General features: G+C 67.9%; 18 protein-coding genes and 2 pseudogenes. 12 read left to right on the top strand and 8 right to left on the bottom strand.

Going from position 1 to position 16,235, the window contains the following annotated elements:
* Positions 1-41 precede the first annotated feature (41 nt).
* Genes Q5Y72_RS17900 through cobU form a run of 3 tightly spaced genes read right to left on the bottom strand, consistent with a single transcriptional unit; the run spans position 42 to position 2,227 of the window.
* Entirely contained in the window at positions 42-764 is a 723-nt protein-coding gene (locus tag Q5Y72_RS17900; RefSeq protein WP_305964788.1) for an adenosylcobinamide-GDP ribazoletransferase, read from the bottom strand.
* Positions 757-1,710, bottom strand: a complete 954-nt coding sequence (cobT, locus tag Q5Y72_RS17905) for a nicotinate-nucleotide--dimethylbenzimidazole phosphoribosyltransferase (RefSeq protein ID WP_305964789.1) — start codon at positions 1,708-1,710, stop codon at positions 757-759. Before cobT ends, Q5Y72_RS17900 begins: the two co-directional genes overlap by 8 nt.
* Positions 1,697-2,227: a bifunctional adenosylcobinamide kinase/adenosylcobinamide-phosphate guanylyltransferase gene (gene cobU / locus Q5Y72_RS17910; protein WP_305964790.1), complete on the bottom strand. Its 531-nt coding sequence runs from the start codon at positions 2,225-2,227 to the stop codon at positions 1,697-1,699. The genes cobT and cobU overlap by 14 nt, the downstream gene beginning before the upstream one ends.
* A 129-nt stretch (positions 2,228-2,356) precedes the next feature.
* Here cobU and Q5Y72_RS17915 point away from each other — a divergent pair, with 129 nt between their 5' ends.
* The 9 genes from Q5Y72_RS17915 (at position 2,357) to Q5Y72_RS17955 (ending at position 11,528) form a co-directional block, all read left to right on the top strand.
* Positions 2,357-3,958, top strand: a complete 1,602-nt coding sequence (locus Q5Y72_RS17915) for a peptide ABC transporter substrate-binding protein (protein ID WP_305964791.1) — start codon at positions 2,357-2,359, stop codon at positions 3,956-3,958.
* Positions 3,959-4,054: 96 nt separating this feature from the next.
* Entirely contained in the window at positions 4,055-4,978 is a 924-nt protein-coding gene (gene oppB / locus Q5Y72_RS17920) for an oligopeptide ABC transporter permease OppB (protein ID WP_305964792.1), read from the top strand.
* A gap of 3 nt (positions 4,979-4,981) precedes the next feature.
* Positions 4,982-5,908 carry an ABC transporter permease subunit gene (locus Q5Y72_RS17925; protein WP_305964793.1) on the top strand — a complete coding sequence of 309 codons (927 nt, stop codon included), beginning with the start codon at positions 4,982-4,984 and terminating at the stop codon, positions 5,906-5,908.
* A 1-nt stretch (position 5,909) separates the two neighbouring features.
* Positions 5,910-6,983, top strand: a complete 1,074-nt coding sequence (locus tag Q5Y72_RS17930) for an oligopeptide/dipeptide ABC transporter ATP-binding protein (RefSeq protein ID WP_305964794.1) — start codon at positions 5,910-5,912, stop codon at positions 6,981-6,983.
* Positions 6,964-7,995 (top strand): ABC transporter ATP-binding protein, encoded by a 1,032-nt coding sequence (locus tag Q5Y72_RS17935; protein ID WP_305964795.1) that lies wholly within the window; start codon positions 6,964-6,966, stop codon positions 7,993-7,995. The genes Q5Y72_RS17930 and Q5Y72_RS17935 overlap by 20 nt, the downstream gene beginning before the upstream one ends.
* A gap of 1 nt (position 7,996) precedes the next feature.
* The gene (locus Q5Y72_RS17940) at positions 7,997-9,847 is read left to right on the top strand and encodes an ABC transporter ATP-binding protein (protein WP_305964796.1); all 1,851 of its coding nucleotides are present in this window, start codon (positions 7,997-7,999) and stop codon (positions 9,845-9,847) included.
* Between the two features lie 181 nt (positions 9,848-10,028).
* Positions 10,029-10,655 (top strand): outer membrane beta-barrel protein, encoded by a 627-nt coding sequence (locus Q5Y72_RS17945; RefSeq protein ID WP_305964797.1) that lies wholly within the window; start codon positions 10,029-10,031, stop codon positions 10,653-10,655.
* Positions 10,656-10,921: 266 nt separating this feature from the next.
* A complete protein-coding gene (locus Q5Y72_RS17950; RefSeq protein WP_305964798.1) occupies positions 10,922-11,197 on the top strand; it encodes a ribbon-helix-helix domain-containing protein in 276 nt (91 codons plus the stop codon).
* Positions 11,181-11,528 carry a type II toxin-antitoxin system RelE/ParE family toxin gene (locus Q5Y72_RS17955; protein ID WP_305964799.1) on the top strand — a complete coding sequence of 116 codons (348 nt, stop codon included), beginning with the start codon at positions 11,181-11,183 and terminating at the stop codon, positions 11,526-11,528. The genes Q5Y72_RS17950 and Q5Y72_RS17955 overlap by 17 nt, the downstream gene beginning before the upstream one ends.
* A 15-nt stretch (positions 11,529-11,543) precedes the next feature.
* Here Q5Y72_RS17955 and Q5Y72_RS17960 read toward each other — a convergent pair whose 3' ends face one another.
* Together Q5Y72_RS17960 and Q5Y72_RS17965 are read right to left on the bottom strand one after the other, a co-directional pair.
* On the bottom strand, positions 11,544-12,242 hold the full coding sequence (locus tag Q5Y72_RS17960) for a tyrosine-type recombinase/integrase (RefSeq protein ID WP_305964800.1): 699 nt from the start codon (positions 12,240-12,242) through the stop codon (positions 11,544-11,546).
* Positions 12,158-12,790, bottom strand: a complete 633-nt coding sequence (locus Q5Y72_RS17965) for a hypothetical protein (RefSeq protein ID WP_305964801.1) — start codon at positions 12,788-12,790, stop codon at positions 12,158-12,160. The genes Q5Y72_RS17960 and Q5Y72_RS17965 overlap by 85 nt, the downstream gene beginning before the upstream one ends.
* A gap of 192 nt (positions 12,791-12,982) precedes the next feature.
* Between Q5Y72_RS17965 and Q5Y72_RS17970 the strand changes: the two are divergent.
* A pseudogene (locus Q5Y72_RS17970) lies at positions 12,983-13,135 on the top strand (transposase); the annotation flags it as partial.
* Positions 13,102-14,172, top strand: a complete 1,071-nt coding sequence (locus Q5Y72_RS17975) for an IS3 family transposase (RefSeq protein ID WP_305964802.1) — start codon at positions 13,102-13,104, stop codon at positions 14,170-14,172. The pseudogene Q5Y72_RS17970 and the gene Q5Y72_RS17975, both read left to right, overlap by 34 nt.
* A gap of 147 nt (positions 14,173-14,319) precedes the next feature.
* Here Q5Y72_RS17975 and Q5Y72_RS17980 read toward each other — a convergent pair whose 3' ends face one another.
* A complete protein-coding gene (locus Q5Y72_RS17980) occupies positions 14,320-15,231 on the bottom strand; it encodes a hypothetical protein (RefSeq protein WP_305964803.1) in 912 nt (303 codons plus the stop codon).
* Positions 15,232-15,240: 9 nt separating this feature from the next.
* Here Q5Y72_RS17980 and Q5Y72_RS17985 point away from each other — a divergent pair, with 9 nt between their 5' ends.
* Complete coding sequence (locus tag Q5Y72_RS17985; RefSeq protein ID WP_305964804.1) at positions 15,241-15,366, top strand: hypothetical protein; 126 nt, start codon at positions 15,241-15,243, stop codon at positions 15,364-15,366.
* 35 nt (positions 15,367-15,401) lie between these two features.
* Here the strand turns inward: Q5Y72_RS17985 and Q5Y72_RS17990 are convergent, their stop codons facing one another.
* Positions 15,402-15,716, bottom strand: coding sequence for a transposase (locus tag Q5Y72_RS17990; protein WP_305964805.1), 315 nt, complete (start codon positions 15,714-15,716; stop codon positions 15,402-15,404).
* A 49-nt stretch (positions 15,717-15,765) separates the two neighbouring features.
* Positions 15,766-16,104: pseudogene (locus tag Q5Y72_RS19965) on the bottom strand (transposase); the annotation flags it as partial.
* Between the last annotated feature and the right edge of the window lie 131 nt (positions 16,105-16,235).

The raw sequence follows: 16,235 nt of genomic DNA on the forward strand, positions 1-16,235 counted from the left end.
CCATCTAATGCGTGATGGCTGCCAAGCCGTCAAGAATGTCGCTACGGCGCGGCGGCGGTCAGGGCAAAGCCCACAAGCATCGCGGTCTCGACCGCGACCGAGGCCGCGCCCAGCACGTCGCCGCTGTGGCCGCCCAGCCAGATCCGCGCCTGTCGAATGACCAGCGCCAGCGCCGCAAGCCCGGCCAGCATCGCGCCTGGCCAGCCGGGGCCGGCCAGCCACAGGACCGGCAGGGCAATGCCGCTGGCTGCCAGGACGTTGCGCCAGCCGGGCGCGCCGGCCGCATGGGCCAGACCGTCGCTGCGCGCCGGGGGCAGCGCCGCCATCGCCAGCACCGCCGCTGCCCGGCCTCCGGCCGCCGCGGCCATCAGGTGGAAGGGGCCAAGCACGCCCAGCGCCGCGACCCGGGCCAGCGAGGTCAGCACGAGCGCCATCACCCCGTAGCTGCCGATCCGCGAGTCGCGCATGATCGCCAGCCGGGTGTCGCGGTCACGGCCGCCGGCCGCATCGGCCAGATCGGCCAGCCCGTCCTCGTGCAGCGCGCCGGTCAGCAGGACCGACAGCGCCAGCGACAGCACCGCGCCCAGCAGCGGCGGCCCGCCGATCAGCAGCGGCAGCCCCGCCACCGCGCCGATCGCCGCGCCGACCAGCGGAAAGGCCCATGCGGCGCGCCCGAGCGGCAGCACACGGGGCGGCAGCCAGCGCGCCAGCGGCAGCCGGGTCAGGAACACGGCCGCCAGCAGGATCTGCCCGCCCCTACCCAATGCCGGCCTCGGCGAATGTCGCCATGCCGTCATGGCAGGCCAGTGCCCCGCGCAGCATCATCAGCGCAAGCGCCGCGCCGGACCCTTCACCCAGCCGCATGTCCAGCGACAGGACCGGCTGCATCGCCAGCGCCGCGATCAGGCGCCGATGCCCCGGCTCGGCGCTTTCATGGCCGATCAGGCAATGCGCCAGCGCATCGGCATCGTCGCGGGTCAGCACCGAGGCCGCGGTCGTGCAGATGAAGCCGTCGAGGATCACCGGGATCCGCAGCGCCCGCGCCTGCATCACCGCGCCGCAGATCGCCGCCTGCTCGCGGCCGCCGAAGGCCGCGAGGATGCCGGCCGTGTCGCGGGCCGCGTGCCGGGCCAGCCCGGCCGCCACCGCCGCCTGCTTGCGGGCCAGCACGGCGCCCTCGGCGCCGGTGCCCGGGCCCACCCAGTCCTCGGCCCGCCCGCCATGCGCGCAGGCGGCCAGCGCCGCGGCGACGGTCGAATTGCCGATGCCCATCTCGCCCAGGATCAGCACGTCCGCGCCCGGATCGACGGCCTCGGACCCGCGCTGCCAGGCCGCCTCGACCTCGTGCGGGGTCATGGCCGGGCCTTGCGTGAAATCGGCTGTCGGCCGGTCCAGGTCCAGCGCCACGACCGCCAGATCGGCACCCGCCACGCGGCACAGCTGGTTGATCGCCGCGCCGCCGGCCTCGAAGTTGCGCACCATCAGCGCCGTCACCTCGGCCGGAAAGGGGTTCACGCCCTGCGCGACGATGCCGTGATTGCCCGCAAAGACCAGGGCCTGCGCCCGGTCGATGCGGGGCCGGGCGCGGCGCTGCCAGCCCGCCATGAACACCGCCAGCTGCTCCAGCCGGCCCAGCGAGCCGGCGGGCTTGGTCAGGCTGTCCTGGCGGTCCCGCGCCGCCCGCGCCGCGTCATCGTCAAAAGCCTGCATCGACATCCTCGCGCGCGGGCTTCAGCCGCAGGGGCTGGCCCGAAACCGCCATCCACACCTCGGCCGCGGCCTCGGCCACCGCCTGGTTCATCCAGCCGTGATCGTCGCGGAACCGCCTGGCCAGCGCATTGCCGGGCACGATGCCCTGCCCCAGTTCGTTGGTGACCAGCACCACCGGCGATCGTTGCCGACGCAACGTCATCACCAGCCCGCCGACATCCGCCGATCCCATGCAGTTCGACAGCCACAGCGTCAGGCAATCGACCAGCCGCACTCCCTGCCCGTCGCTGGCGGCCAGCGCGCCCTCCAGGTCGCGCGGTTCCTCGATGCAGCGCCACAGATCGCCCCTACGGCGCTGATGCTGCACGATTCTGTCGGCCATTTCCTGATCGAGGGGCTGCGCCGTGGCGATGTAGATGCGCGGGCCGGGATGGCGCGCCACCAGCCGCTCGGCGAGGGCCGACTTGCCCGACCGCGCGCCCCCCGTCACCAGCGTGATATGTCCCTGATCCGTCATGGCCGGCATCTGTTCCACATGCCGCGCCCCGAGGAAAGCCCCCGGGCCCTTGCCGTGCGGGGCGATTTCACTAGTTTCGGTGCATTCCGGTGCAGCACGCCTGCCCGTTTCAACCTGGAGGAGGTGTCGATGACCAAATTCTTCGCGACGACCGCGATCGCCGTCGCGCTGGCCCTGCCGGCCCATGCCGTCCAGCCCGCCGAGGGCGAGGTTCTGGCCGAAAGCCAGAGCTATACCTACTGGCTGCTCGACGCGATCAAGACGCTGGACCCGGCCAGGAACACCGATGTCGAGGGCTCGGACGTGCTGCGCCAGTTGTTCGAGGGGCTGATGAACGAGGATGCGACCGGCGCGATGGTGCCGGGCGTCGCCGAACGCTTCGAGGAAAGCGACGACAAGCTGACCTACACCTTCCACCTGCGCGACGCGAAGTGGTCGAACGGCCAGCCGGTCACGGCGGGCGATTTCGTCCACGCCTGGCAGCGCGTGGTCAACCCCGCGACCGCCTCGGAATATGCCTGGTTCATGGAGTTGATGAACATCGTCAACGCAACCCAGATCGTCAAGGGCGAGAAGCCCCCCGAAGAGCTGGGCGTCAAGGCGCTTGACGACCGCACCCTGCAGGTGACGCTGACCACGCCGACGCCCTATTTCATCAAGACGCTGTCCCATGCGACGACCTATCCGGTGCCGCAATCGGTGATCGCCGAACATGGCGACGACTGGACCCAGCCGGGCAAGCTGGTCGGAAACGGCGCCTTCGTGCTGGCCGCCCACAATCTGGGCGTCGACATCACGCTGGAGAAGAACCCCGAATACTGGGATGCCGCCAATGTGCTGATGCAGCGCGTGCAGGGCGTCACCGTGAACGACAACAATGTCGCGCTGACCCGCTATCAGGCGGGCGAGCTGGACCGGGTGCAGATTCCCGCGGGCCAGTATCCGCGGCTGTCGCAGGAAAGCCCCGATCAGGCGGTCTCGATCCCCTATGCCTGCTCCTACGCCTATGTCTACAACGTCTCGGACAAGGGGCCCGAGGCGCTGAAGGACGTGCGGGTGCGCGAGGCGCTGTCGCTGGCGCTGCAGCGCGACATCATCGTCGAGAACGTGCTGCAGGGCGGTCAGCGCCCGGCCACCACCTGGACGCACTGGGCGATCGAGGGCTTCGACCAGCCGCAGACCGAACTGGCCACGATGAGCCAGGCCGACAAGACCGCCCGCGCGCAGGAACTTCTGGCCGAGGCGGGCTATGGCCCCGACAACCCGCTGGCCCTGACGCTGCAATACAACACGGACGACAACCACAAGAAGCTGGCAATCGCCGCCCAGCAGTTCTGGAAGCCGCTGGGGGTGAACCTGACGCTGAACAACGTGGAATGGAAGGTGCATACCGACCGGATGCAGAACCAGGATTTCGAGATCGCCCGCTATGCCTGGTGCGCCGACTACAACGAGGCCTCGACCTTCCTCGACTGGTTCCGGACCGACGGCTACAACAGCGGCAAGTGGTCCAACGCCGAATTCGACCGCCTGATGGCCGAGGCCAAGACCGCCGACGACACGGCGCCGCTTTACAGCCGCGCCGAAGAGATCCTGGCCGAGGAGGTTCCGGCGGCCTTCGTCTATCACTATGCCAAGGTGGACATGATCAATCCCAAGATCCGCGGCCTGCCGACCGACAACGTGCTGAACACATGGTATGCCAAGGATCTCTACCGGCTGGCCGACTAGGCCGGTCCTGACCCGGCCGGGCGCCGGCGACGGCGCAGCCGCGCGGGCGCCCGGCCCCCGTGCCACAGAGGTTTCATCCGCAGGGAGGACTGCCCGATGTTCGCATTCGTGCTGCGGCGCCTGGCGGTGGCGATCCCCACGCTGCTGCTGCTGATCGTGCTGTCCTTCGTCCTGATGCATCTGGCGCCGGGCGGACCCTTCACGCAGGAACGCGCCCTGCCGCCCCAGGTGCTGGCCAATCTCAACGCCAAATACGGGCTGGACCAGCCGCTGTGGCGGCAGATCTGGAACTATCTCTGGGGCATCGTGGTGCATTTCGACTTCGGCCCCAGCTTCGTTTATCCCGACCGCACCGTGAACGAGCTGATCGCCGACGGCTTTCCGGTGACGCTGACCTATGGCGGGCTCAGCTTCGTGCTGGCGGTGGTCTGCGGCGTGGCGCTTGGCGTGGTCGCGGCGATCCGCCAGAACAGCCTCTGGGACCACTTGGCGGTGGGCATCTCGATCGGGGCGCAGGTGCTGCCGAATTTCGTGATGGCGCCCCTTCTGGTGCTGGTCTTCACCCTGTGGTACCGCCTGCTGCCCGGCGGCGGGTGGAGCTTTTCCGACCCCAGCTTCTGGGTCATGCCGGTGATCGCGCTGGGCACGAGCTACATGGCCTCGATCGCGCGCATCACCCGGTCCTCGATGCTGGAGGTGCTGGGCAGCAACCACATCCGCACGGCCCGCGCCAAGGGCATGCCCGAACATCGGGTGATCCTGCGCCACGCGCTGAAGCCCGCGATGCTGCCGGTCATCAGCTATCTGGGGCCGGTCTTCGTGTCGATGATCACCGGCTCGGTGGTGATCGACATCTACTTCTCGACCGGCGGCATCGGCAAGGCCTTCGTCGACAGCGCGCTGAACCGCGACTATGCGGTGATGATGGGCGTCACCATCCTGGTCGGCGCGCTGACCATCCTGTTCAACCTCGTGGTCGATGTCCTCTACGCGTGGATCGACCCGAAGATCCGGTACTGAGCCATGGTGATCGACTCGCAGAAGATGCAGGCGCTGGCCCGGCGGATGGCCGGTGCCGAAATCCGCGGCCGCAGCCCCTGGGCGGATGCACGGCGGCGGTTCCTGCGCAACCGCGCGGCGATGACCGGGCTGGCGATCCTGGTGGGGGTAACCGCCTTCGCGCTGGCGGGCGGCGCCTTCGCGCAATGGTCCCATGACGAGCTGGACTTCGGCGTGATGGGCCAGGTGGCCACCCTCGGCCAGCCCTCGATCGCCAACGGGCATTATTTCGGCACCGACGATCTGGGCCGGGACCTCTACGCCCGCACCGTGCAGGGCACGCAGGTCAGCCTGATGGTCGGCGTGGTCGGAGCGGCCATCGCGGTGCTGGTCGGGACGCTGTACGGCGCGACGGCGGGCTATGTCGGCGGGCGCACGGACCAGATCATGATGCGGGCCGTCGATATCCTGATGTCGATCCCCTACATGTTCGTGCTGATCCTGCTGCTGGTGATGTTCGGCCGGTCGATGTCGATGCTGTTCCTGGGCATCGGCCTGATCTCGTGGCTGGACATGAGCCGCATCGTCCGCGGCCAGACGCTGTCGCTGAAGAACCGCGAATTCATCGAGGCCGCCCGCGCCATCGGCGTGCCCGCATGGCGCATCGTCCTGCGCCATATCGTGCCGAACCTGCTGGGCGTGGTCGCCGTCTATGCCACGCTGCTGGTGCCGCTGATGATCCTGACCGAAAGCTTCATCAGCTTCCTTGGCCTGGGCGTGCAGGAGCCGCTGACCTCCTGGGGGGCGCTGATCTCGGAAGGTGCGGGCACGATGAATTACGGCACCCTGTGGCAACTGGCCTTCCCGCTGTTCTTCTTCTGCATCACGCTGTTCGGCTTTTTCTTCGTGGGCGACGGTCTGCGCGATGCCCTCGACCCGAAGGACCGCTGAGATGGCCCTGCTGCAGATCGAGGACCTGTCGGTGCGCTTTGCGACCCATGATGGCGAGGTGCGCGCGGTCGATGGCGTCAGCCTGTCGGTGGCGCCGGGCGAGACCCTGGGCATTGTCGGGGAATCGGGCAGCGGCAAGTCGCAGCTGGCCTTTGCGGTGATGGGGCTGCTGGCCCGCAACGGCCGCGCCACCGGGCGGATCGGCTTTGACGGCCAGCAGATCCTGAACGCACCGCCGCGCGTGCTGAATCGCATCCGGGCCGAGAAGATCGCGATGATCTTCCAGGATCCGATGACCTCGCTGAACCCCTACATGCGGGTGGCAGACCAGATGGCCGAGGTGCTGGTGCTGCACAAGGGCATGACGCGGTCCGCCGCGGTGGCCGAGTCGGTGCGGATGCTGGATCTGGTCCGCATCCCCGACGCGGCGGGTCGCATCCGGCTTTATCCGCATGAATTCTCGGGCGGGATGCGGCAGCGGGTGATGATCGCGATGGCGCTGCTGTGTCGTCCGCAACTGCTGATCGCCGACGAGCCGACGACCGCGCTGGACGTGACCGTGCAGGCGCAGATCATGGCCCTGCTGGCCGAATTGCGGGCCGAATTCGGCATGGCGATGATCCTGATCACGCATGACCTGGGCGTCGTCGCGGGCGCCTGCGCGCGGGTCGCGGTGATGTATGCGGGCCGCATCCGCGAGACCGGCCCGGTCGCGCCGCTGTTCGCCGCCCCCGCCCATCCCTATACGCAGGGCCTGCTGCACGCGATCCCGCGCATCGACCGGCGCGACGATGCGCTTGCCGCGATCCCCGGCGCGCCGCCCGACATGACCAGCCCGCCGCCCGGCTGCGCCTTCGCGCCGCGCTGTGCCTATCGCCGCGCGGGGTGCGAGGATCGCGATCCGCCGTTGGAGGGCTTTGCACCCGATCGCGCCCGCGCCTGCATCGCGCCCTTGGGCGACATCGCGGCAGGGCGCGTCACCGCGCCCGATGCCCGGGCGCAGGGGCCTGCCGCCGCCGGGACGGATGGCGGCCATCACGCTTGCGAGGATGCCGATGGCCAGACCGCTTCTTGACGTCCGGGATCTGCGCGTCAGCTTCGCGATCCGCCCCGACGGTGCCCTGCCCTGGGTCGCGCCGCGCCGTTTGCAGGCCGTTGGCGGCGTGGATTTCAGCCTCGCGCCGGGCGAGACGCTGGGCATCGTCGGCGAATCCGGCTGCGGCAAGTCCACGCTGGCCCGCGCGCTGGTCGGGCTGGTCCCGGCGACCGGCCGCGCCGAATGGATCGACGGACGCGACCTGATCGGGCTGGGCCCGCGGCAGATGATGCGCTATCGGCGCGAGATCCAGATGGTCTTCCAGGACCCGCTGGCCAGCCTGAACCCGCGCATGACGGTGGGCCGGATCATCGCCGAACCGCTGCGGACCCATCGCCCCGACCTGCCCGCTGCCGAGATCCGGGCACGGGTCGGCGCGATGATGGAAAAGGTCGGCCTGCTGCCCAACCAGATCAACCGCTATCCGCACGAGTTCTCGGGCGGGCAGTGCCAGCGGATCGGCATCGCCCGCGCGCTGATCGTCGAGCCGCGCCTGATCATCTGCGACGAGCCGGTGTCGGCGCTGGATGTCTCGATCCAGGCCCAGGTCATCAACCTGCTGATCGGGCTGCAGCGCGAGCTGGGCCTGTCGCTGGTGTTCATCGCGCATGACCTGTCTGTGGTGCGCCATGTCAGCGACCGAGTGATGGTGCTGTATCTGGGAAAGGTGATGGAGATCGCGCCTGCGGCCGACCTCTACGCGGCGCCGCGGCATCCCTATACCCAGGCGCTGCTGTCGGCGGTGCCGGTGCCCGATCCCGGCCATGACGCCGCGGCCGGCATGGTGCCGCTGGCAGGCGACCTGCCCTCGCCGATGGCGCCGCCCTCGGGCTGCGTGTTCCGAACCCGCTGCCCGCGCGCCGAGGCGCGCTGCGCCGAGGCGGTGCCGGTGCCCTCGCCGGCCGCTGCCGACCATCGCGCCGCCTGCCATTTCCCCGGCCCGCTGAGCGCGGCCGAGATCGCCCGCGCCCGCGCCGCCGAGGCCCGCTGAGATGGCCGACCCGGCCGCGCCCGCCAGCTATGCCGCCCGATGGGCCGCGCTGAAGAACCTGCCGCCCTTCCTGCGGATGGTCTGGGCGGCCAGCCCCGGCCTGACGCTGGCGATGATCGGGCTGCGGCTGGCCCGCGCGGTCATCCCGGTCACCATGCTGTGGATCGGCAAGCTGATCATCGACGAGGTGGTGCGGCTGATCGCGCTGGCGCCGCGCCCCGAGACGCTGGCCGGGTGGTGGCAGTCGGGGCTGGCGGGCGATCTTCTGCTGCTGATCGCGGCCGAGCTTGGCCTTGCGCTGGCCTCGGACCTGCTGGGCCGCCTTGTCACCTATGCAGACAGCCTGCTGCAGGAAAAGCTTGTCATCTCGCTGTCGATCCGGCTGATGGATCACGCCGCCGACCTGGATCTTGCCAGCTTCGAGGATGCGGGCTTCCAGGACCGGCTGGATCGCGCCCGGCGCCAGACCATGGGCCGCATCCCGCTGGTCAACCAGATCATGCAGCAGATGCAGGACGCGGTGACCGTGGCCAGCTTTGGCGCCGGGCTGATCGCGTACAACCCGTGGCTTGTGCTGCTGCTGCTGGCGGCGCTGATCCCGGCCTTTCTGGGCGAGATCCATTTCAACGCCCTCACCTATGCGATGAACTGGCGCCGCGCCCCCGAACGGCGCGAGCGGGATTATCTGCGGATGATCGGCGCCACCTCGGATTCGGCCAAGGAGGTCAAGATCTTCGGGCTGAACCGCTTTCTGCGCGACCGCTATCTGGAACTCGCGCAGCGGTTCTATGCCGAGAACCGTGCCATCCTCGGCCGGCAGCTTGCGGTGATGGCGCTGCTGACGGGGCTGGGCACGCTGTGCTATTACGGGGCCTATCTGTGGATCATCGGGCGCACCCTGACGGGCGGGCTGTCGCTGGGCGACCTGACCTTCCTGTCGGGCAGTTTCCTGCGGCTGCGCGGCCTGATCGAGGGGCTGCTGTCGTCCTTTTCCAGCATGGCCTCGCAGGCGCTGTATCTGGACGACCTCTATGCCTTCTTCCGCGAGACGCCGCGCATCGCCGCGCCGGCCCGGCCGCGGCCGGTGCCCGACCCGATCCGGCAGGGCTTCACCTTCGAGGATGTGGGCTTTCACTATCCGGAGGCGGGCCGATGGGCGGTGCGCGGCCTGTCCTTCCATCTCGCCGCCGGCGAGACCGTGGCGCTTGTGGGCGAGAACGGCGCGGGCAAGACGACGATCGTCAAGCTGCTGTGCCGCCTCTACGAACCGACCGAAGGGCGGATCCTGCTGGACGGCCACGACCTGCGCGAGTTCGACCCCGAACGGCTGCGCGAGGCGGTGGGCGTGATTTTCCAGGATTTCGTGCGCTACGCCATGAGCGCCTCGGACAACATCGCCGCCGGCCGCATCTCGGCGCGCGAGGACCGCGACCGCATCGTGACCGCGGCCGGACGCGCCCTTGCCGATCAGGTGATTGCGCGGCTGCCCGGCGGCTATGACCAGATGGTGGGCAAGCGGTTTGCCCGCGGGGTCGAACTGTCGGGGGGCGAATGGCAGAAGCTGGCGATTGCCCGCGCCTACATGCGCGAGGCGCAGGTGCTGGTCCTTGACGAGCCGACCGCCGCGCTGGACGCCCGCGCCGAATTCGAGGTGTTCCAGCGCTTCAAGGACCTGTCGGCCGGGCGCACCGCCCTGCTGATCTCGCACCGCTTCAGCAGCGTGCGGATGGCAGACCGCATCCTCGTTCTGGCCGATGGCCGGGTCGAGGCGCAGGGCAGCCACGACGCGCTGATCGCGCAGGGCGGCCGCTATCGCGAGCTGTTCGAACTTCAGGCGCAGGGCTATCGATAAGCCTGTCCTGCTGCCCGCCTGTCCGCCGACACCCTGCCGCGCCCGGCGCGTGATCCCGGCGCCGTTGCGCGGCTGGAACCGACGAATTGCTTTTCGATCCATGGCGATGGTGTATCATCGCATCCAGACATGGAACCGGAGCCGGGAGAGGACGATGAGAAACGCAAGTTTGACCGCCGGGATGGCGATCGCCGCGCTGGCGGGATCTGCAGTGATGGCGTCCGGTCAGGGATTTTCGCTGGCCGAGGTCTATGTCAAGGGCTTCGGGGGCGCGACCTGGCCCTCGGACTACGACGCGACCCTCACCGAGGACGGCGAGCAGATCGCCCTGCCCAGCTTTGGCCATGACACCGGCTATGTGCTGGGCGCCGCGATCGGCGCCGCGGTCACGCCGAACCTCTCGGTCGAACTGGAATATGCACACCGCAGCGCCGATTTCATCGTGACAGACCGCGACGAGGGCGACCGGTCCACTGGCGACACCGCGACGAATGCTGTCCTCGTCAACGCGCTTTACCTGTTCGACGGCATGGGCGCGACCGGGGCGGTCCGGCCCTATCTCGGCGCCGGCATCGGCGCGGCGAAGGTCGGCGTCAGCGTGGGCCCCCAGGATTTCGACAGCGACACCCTGCTTGCGTACCAGCTGATCGGTGGCGTCGACTACGCGCTGAACCCGAAGCTGAGCCTTTATGCCGAAGCACGCTGGTTCAAGACCGAGTCAGGCAGCTTCGACGGCCCGGAAACGGAAAGCTTCGAGGACAAGTTCGAGAGTGTCGATCTTCTGGTCGGCATGCGCTATGCCTTCTGACGGCCGCCGCCGGCTGGCCCGGGCCAACGGCCGTCCGTCTGGTCATCCAAGCCGATAGTTCGGCGACTCGCGCGTGATCTGGACGTCGTGCATGTGCGCGCCGTGGCCCCTCATGTCTCTCTTTCCGAATGAAAATTCTTTGTTCTGCATCAGTCGCATCAGTCGCTCGGCCCCTGCATCAGTGCTCAAGCGGCCGACTGATGAAGGTGCAGGCCCGCCAGCACTCTGGCAGAATACTACCCAGTAGCATTCCCGAGGGGATGTTGATGCCCGTCAAGGCATCGGTTTCGCTGACAGACCGGCAGGGTGCTCTCGCGCGCAGCCTCGTGGCCGAGGGCAAGTATTCCAGTCTCAGCGCCGCGGTGCAGCGCGCGCCCGACCTCATGCGCGATGAGACAGAGGCACGCGAGGCCGATACCGCGGCCCTGCGCAGCCTGCTGGTGCAGCGCCGCGCAGGCGCGTTCCCGGGCGCGGCCGAGGCGCGGCAGCGCACCGACGCAATGCTGGCCAGGAAGCGGGCGGCCCTTGGCCTGGAGGGTTGAGCGCTCGGTCGAGGCCGATCAGGATCTGGCGCTGATCTTCGATTTCCTGCTGGCCGCCGCGCTGGACTTCGGCGAGGCCCTGGACCGCGCCCATGACCAGACCGCGCGGCGCATTCGCGCAATCGAGGATGCGATCTTCGCGCTTGGCAGTGCGCCGCAACAGGGGACACTGGATCCCGACCTCCTGCCGGGTGCGCGGCGGGTAACCAAGGAGCGGGCGATCCTCTGTCTCGATATCGACAAGGACGCGCAGCGCGTGCGCGTCCTCGCCGTGTTCTTCGGCGGCAAGGACCATAGCCGCCGGATGTTGATCAGGCTTCTGGGCGGCTGACGGCGCAGCCCGGCATCAGGCTCGGCCGCTTCGCAGGGCTTCCGAGCGCTTGACGATTTCGGGCCAGCACTCTGCCTCCAGCACCTGTCCCACATCCCGGACGGCCTGAAGTTGCCGGCGCTTGTAGATCTCGGTGGTGGGCGAGCCTCGGGCGAACAGGCGGTCCCGGTCGGGGGTCGAGATCGAGGTGTGGCCCATCACCGACGAAATGGCGAAATCCGGCACACGGCCCGCGAGAAAGTCCCCGAAGGTATGCCGGATCGAACACCTGTTCGCACGGGTCTGACCCACCGGCGATCCGTCATCGATCCCGGCCCGCCGCACCATCCGGTGAATGATCTGGGTCGAATTCTTCGACCCCTCCGCCATCGGCGTTCCGGACGACCGCAGCAGATACCCTTGACCACGCCTCGCGATCAGGCTGTCGAGCACCGGTCGCATCGGCCCGCTGATGGGCACGATGGGCTTGCGCTTGTTCGACTGTACCTCGCCCCACCTCATCAGGTTGATGACGCCAAGGTCGGCATGCACATAAGCGCCCTCGATATCGCAGATCGACCCGACGCGCGCTCCGGTCCCCAGCGTCAGGATCAGCAGGTCGCGGACATGCTCGCGTTCGGCGGCATCGATCAGCGCTGCGATCTCGTCGAAGGAGAGATAGCGACCCTTCTTCGGGCGATCGGCGGGCACGGTCTGTCCGACAATCTGCGGCATCTCGGCGGCGCAATGTCCGTCAGCCCCATTTTTCGGGCAACCGAACACAACTCGACCACCGGGCGGACAATGTCGGCGATGGTGTTCGGATGCGGCCTGCGCCGGTGCTCGGCGGTCGCTGCGGCCTTCGCCTTGCCCTCGTTGCGGGTGTATTCGGCCTTCTGCAGGAACAGGACGAAGCGATGCAACGCGGTCGGCATGCTCGACATCGGCACGTGCCAGAGGTTGGGACGGTAGTAGATGTCGAGGCGGTTCTTCAGCAGGCTAAACCAATGCTTCGAGATCGATCGCCCCTTTTCGCGCTCGTAAGAGATCCAGAGCTCGCCGAATTCCGGGTCCCTGGTGATCCGCCGCTGCGGCGCGATCATTTCCAGCGGTTCGGCGATGGTGGGGATGACGATCTTGGCTTCGGCGCGGGCTGCCGTCAGGCTTCGGGCTGCAAGGCGCTTCGAGTGGATGCAGGGGGCAGCGGTGTCCCACCAGCGAAGGCACAGGTTTCCACGATCATCGCAGATGGAAAAGCGGCCGACTGAATCGACTTTCTTCATCTTGGGATCCTTTGGCCGGCATCGTCAAACGATGCCGGCCAAAGCCTGATAAGTCCTATCCGAATGGATACCGGCAGCGCGATGAGCGATCCGCGCCGTCGGCCGTTGTCCTGCCTTGCCCTCGCAGCTGACGTTGCCCCCTCCGCCTAATCCAGTTTGAGGTAGACTCTGGCCCAACCGAAAGGACCAGAGATGAAGCGCAGCAGGTTTACCGAAGACCAGATCATCGGCATTTTGAAGGAGCATGAGGCAGGCGTTTCCGTCGCCGATCTGTGCCGCAAGCATGGCGTCGGCGATGCGACAGTCTACAGGTGGAAGGCCAAGTATGGCGGGATGGATGTCAGCGAAGCCAAACGCCTGAAGGGGCTCGAAGACGAGAACGCCCGTCTGAAGCGGCTTCTTGCCGATGCCATGCGCGACAATGCCGCGCTGAAAGACCTCCTGGGAAAAAAGTGGTGACGCCCGCAGCGAAGCGGCAAGCGGTCGCGCATCTGGTGGCAAGTCACGAGATGAGCGAGCGGCGGGCGTGCCGGGTGATCGGCTGTTGCCGGATGACCATGCGATATGAGGTGGTCCGTCAGGATGACCCTGTGCTGCGCGAGCGGCTGAAAGACCTGGCCAAGGTTCGACGCCGGTTCGGCTATCGGCGGCTGCATGTCTTCCTGCGGCGTGAGGGCTTTGATCTCAACCACAAGCGTCTGTTCCGCATCTACCGCGAGGAAGGGCTGCACGTCCGTCGCCGCGGCGGGCGCAAGCGGGCCATGGGCACACGGGCCCCGATGGTTCTGCCACTGATGCCGAACCAGCGCTGGTCATTCGACTTCGTGTCCGACCAGCTGACGGACGGCCGCCGGTTCCGCATCATGACGGTCGTCGATGACTGCACGCGCGAATGTCTGGCCCTGATCGCCGATACCTCGCTGTCGGGTGCGCGGGTGGCGAGTGAACTGGCCGCGCTGTTTGATGTCCGCGGCAAGCCCCAGACAGTGGTCAGCGATAATGGAACCGAGTTCACCTCGAACGCGATCCTGAAGTTCGTGGATGATCGCAAGTTTGACTGGCACTACATCCCGCCAGGCAAGCCGACCCAGAATGCCTTCATCGAAAGCTTCAACGGTCGTCTGCGCGATGAGTTGCTGAACGAGACCCTGTTCCCGTCCCTGCATCACGCCCGCGTCACGCTGACAGCCTGGCGCACGGACTATAACACCGAACGGCCCCACTCCCGCCTCGGCTGGCAGACCCCAGCCGAGTTTGCCCGAACCTTCGCCCCGCAACGGGGCATGACGCTGCGCAATCCGCAAAGCTCCGCGCCAGCCCCCGTTGCCCAACCCGCCCAGACCGGCAAAACTCAAACCCGGAGTCTCGCTCACGCTGGATAAAAGTTGGGGGCAACGTCACCCAGGACCTCCTTTCCGATTTCGCCGGTCATCTGGTTATCACAGCTCGGACGGGCGTGAATGCGCCCGGTGCTGCGCATTTTTCCGCTTCTTTGCCCCGAATTTGGGTATCGGTCTTGATCACTTTTCTTATGATGGCAGTCCTTGTCTCATACCGCGAACACCGCGCTGCCGCTGTCGGCTGGCTTCGCGCCCAGCCGGAGTGTGCCGCGCAGCGGGCGATGCGCCGCGCCGACTGTCCTCGGCGATGGAGGGGCCCAAGGACGGCACCAGATCGTCGAGGGTCATCATCGAGGACCCTGCCAACCGGCCAAGAACTGGGGTTCCGGCGGGGGATAGGCGGAAGGCAGCGTCGGTGGATGCCACGGTGATGCGGCGCGACAGCACAAAACGCGTGTGCGGGTGCAGGCCGGCTGCCGAACAGTCCGCCGGGTCGGACAGATCCAGTTCCAGGCCACGGTTTGCCATGCTGGCCGAAGTAGTCCCGTGGGCAACCGTGATCTTCGCATCGCGGTCAGTCTGCGCGACGGCGATGACGAGGCCTGGTCGCGTCTTGACCTCGCCCATTCCTTCGCCGGGCGGAAAGCGAAAAAGTACGGTTGTGCCGGGTCGCAGGGTGGCGGCCCAACCGACGGTATTGGTGGTGATCATGAGGGTCTCCTGGGATATCGTCATGGAGGACCGGCGCGCGCCTCGGCGCGCCGGCAGGCCCGGATCAGGCGATGCCGCGGCAGCGGCCGGTGTGGCGCTCGGCGGCCAGACCGCGCTGGTTCTGCGCCGTGAGTTCGACGACCTGCGCCAGATCGCCAGGACCCGCGCGGCGCTGACGCGCAGCGCATGGACGCGTGCGCGCTGCGCGTGCAGCCGCGCCAGCGCGGTCTCGCACAGATGGCCGACCACCAGCGGGCCGGCCGCTCCGGCCAGTCCCGGATGGGACGGCGCCACCGAGATGCGGCCGCCCAGGTCGAAGCGCACCTGCCGCGTGAGGCCGGACTGGCGCACCTCGTCGAGGCGCGCCAGGCGCAGCGTGCCTGGCCGCATGGGCTGGCCATGATCCGCAACGGCGGGGTCGATGCTGAGCACACGCCAGCCGCCGATGCTCTCACCATCGACAATCAGCGCGATGGCATCGGTGTCGCCCGCCAGCGGCCAGCGGCCAGCGGATCAGGTGATTGAGCAAGCTGCGGTCTGGAAATACTGCTGAGAGCGGGTCACGCATCCTGGCATTCCCATTTGATGTAGGCCTTGGTTTCGGCGGCCCATTTCTCGTCGATCTCAACCAGGACGGCGCTGACCAGTCGCAGCAGAGCGTCGTCGCTGGGAAAGACCCTGACCTTTACGGTGCGCCGCTTGAGCTCCTGCTGGACGGATCGCTCCATCGGTTTTGAAGTGCGCAGCCGGCGGCGATGGTGCTCGGGCAGCGTGAAGACTGCGAGCCCCTCGGGCGCGTTTTCCTCGAGCCATGCAGCCAGCTTCGGCGCAGAGGTGCGATAGATGGCGATCAGCTCGGCCAGCCTCGGCGTCACGCGTTGAGACGCCTTTGACGTACATCTCGGCCACCGCCAGCATGACGGCCCGGACCGACCGCCGCCCGCGCTCGAGCGATTGCGGGTAGAATGGCTCTCCGTCGTGCCCGGCGGTCCTGGGCACCTGCACATTCACCGTGCCCGCGGGCGTGTCGATCCGCTTGGGCTTATAGCCGTTGGCATAGCCGTGACGTTCGGGGGTGCGCTCGTAGTGGCCCGCGCCGAGAAACCGCTCGCGCTCGATCTGCATCGCCAGCTCGAAAGCCCGCGCGAACACCGAAGCGATCTCGCCGGGGCCGCGCTCGATCAACTGTTCCAGGACCGCCTCAAGCGCCGCATCCTTCCGCCTGTCCATTCGTTCTTCTCCATGGCTGTGTCGCAACTCCATGGAATACCAGAATGGGCAGCCCGTGCAGGGGCGCCCCCCAGCACGGGCCCATGCCCCGCGGCTCAAATGAATTTCCAGACCTGAGGTTACAGTACCGCTATTCACGATGGTGGATTTACGCGAGCCTAGGT

The sequence above is a fragment of the Paracoccus spongiarum genome (assembly GCF_030732095.1).
GTDB lineage: Bacteria > Pseudomonadota > Alphaproteobacteria > Rhodobacterales > Rhodobacteraceae > Paracoccus > Paracoccus spongiarum.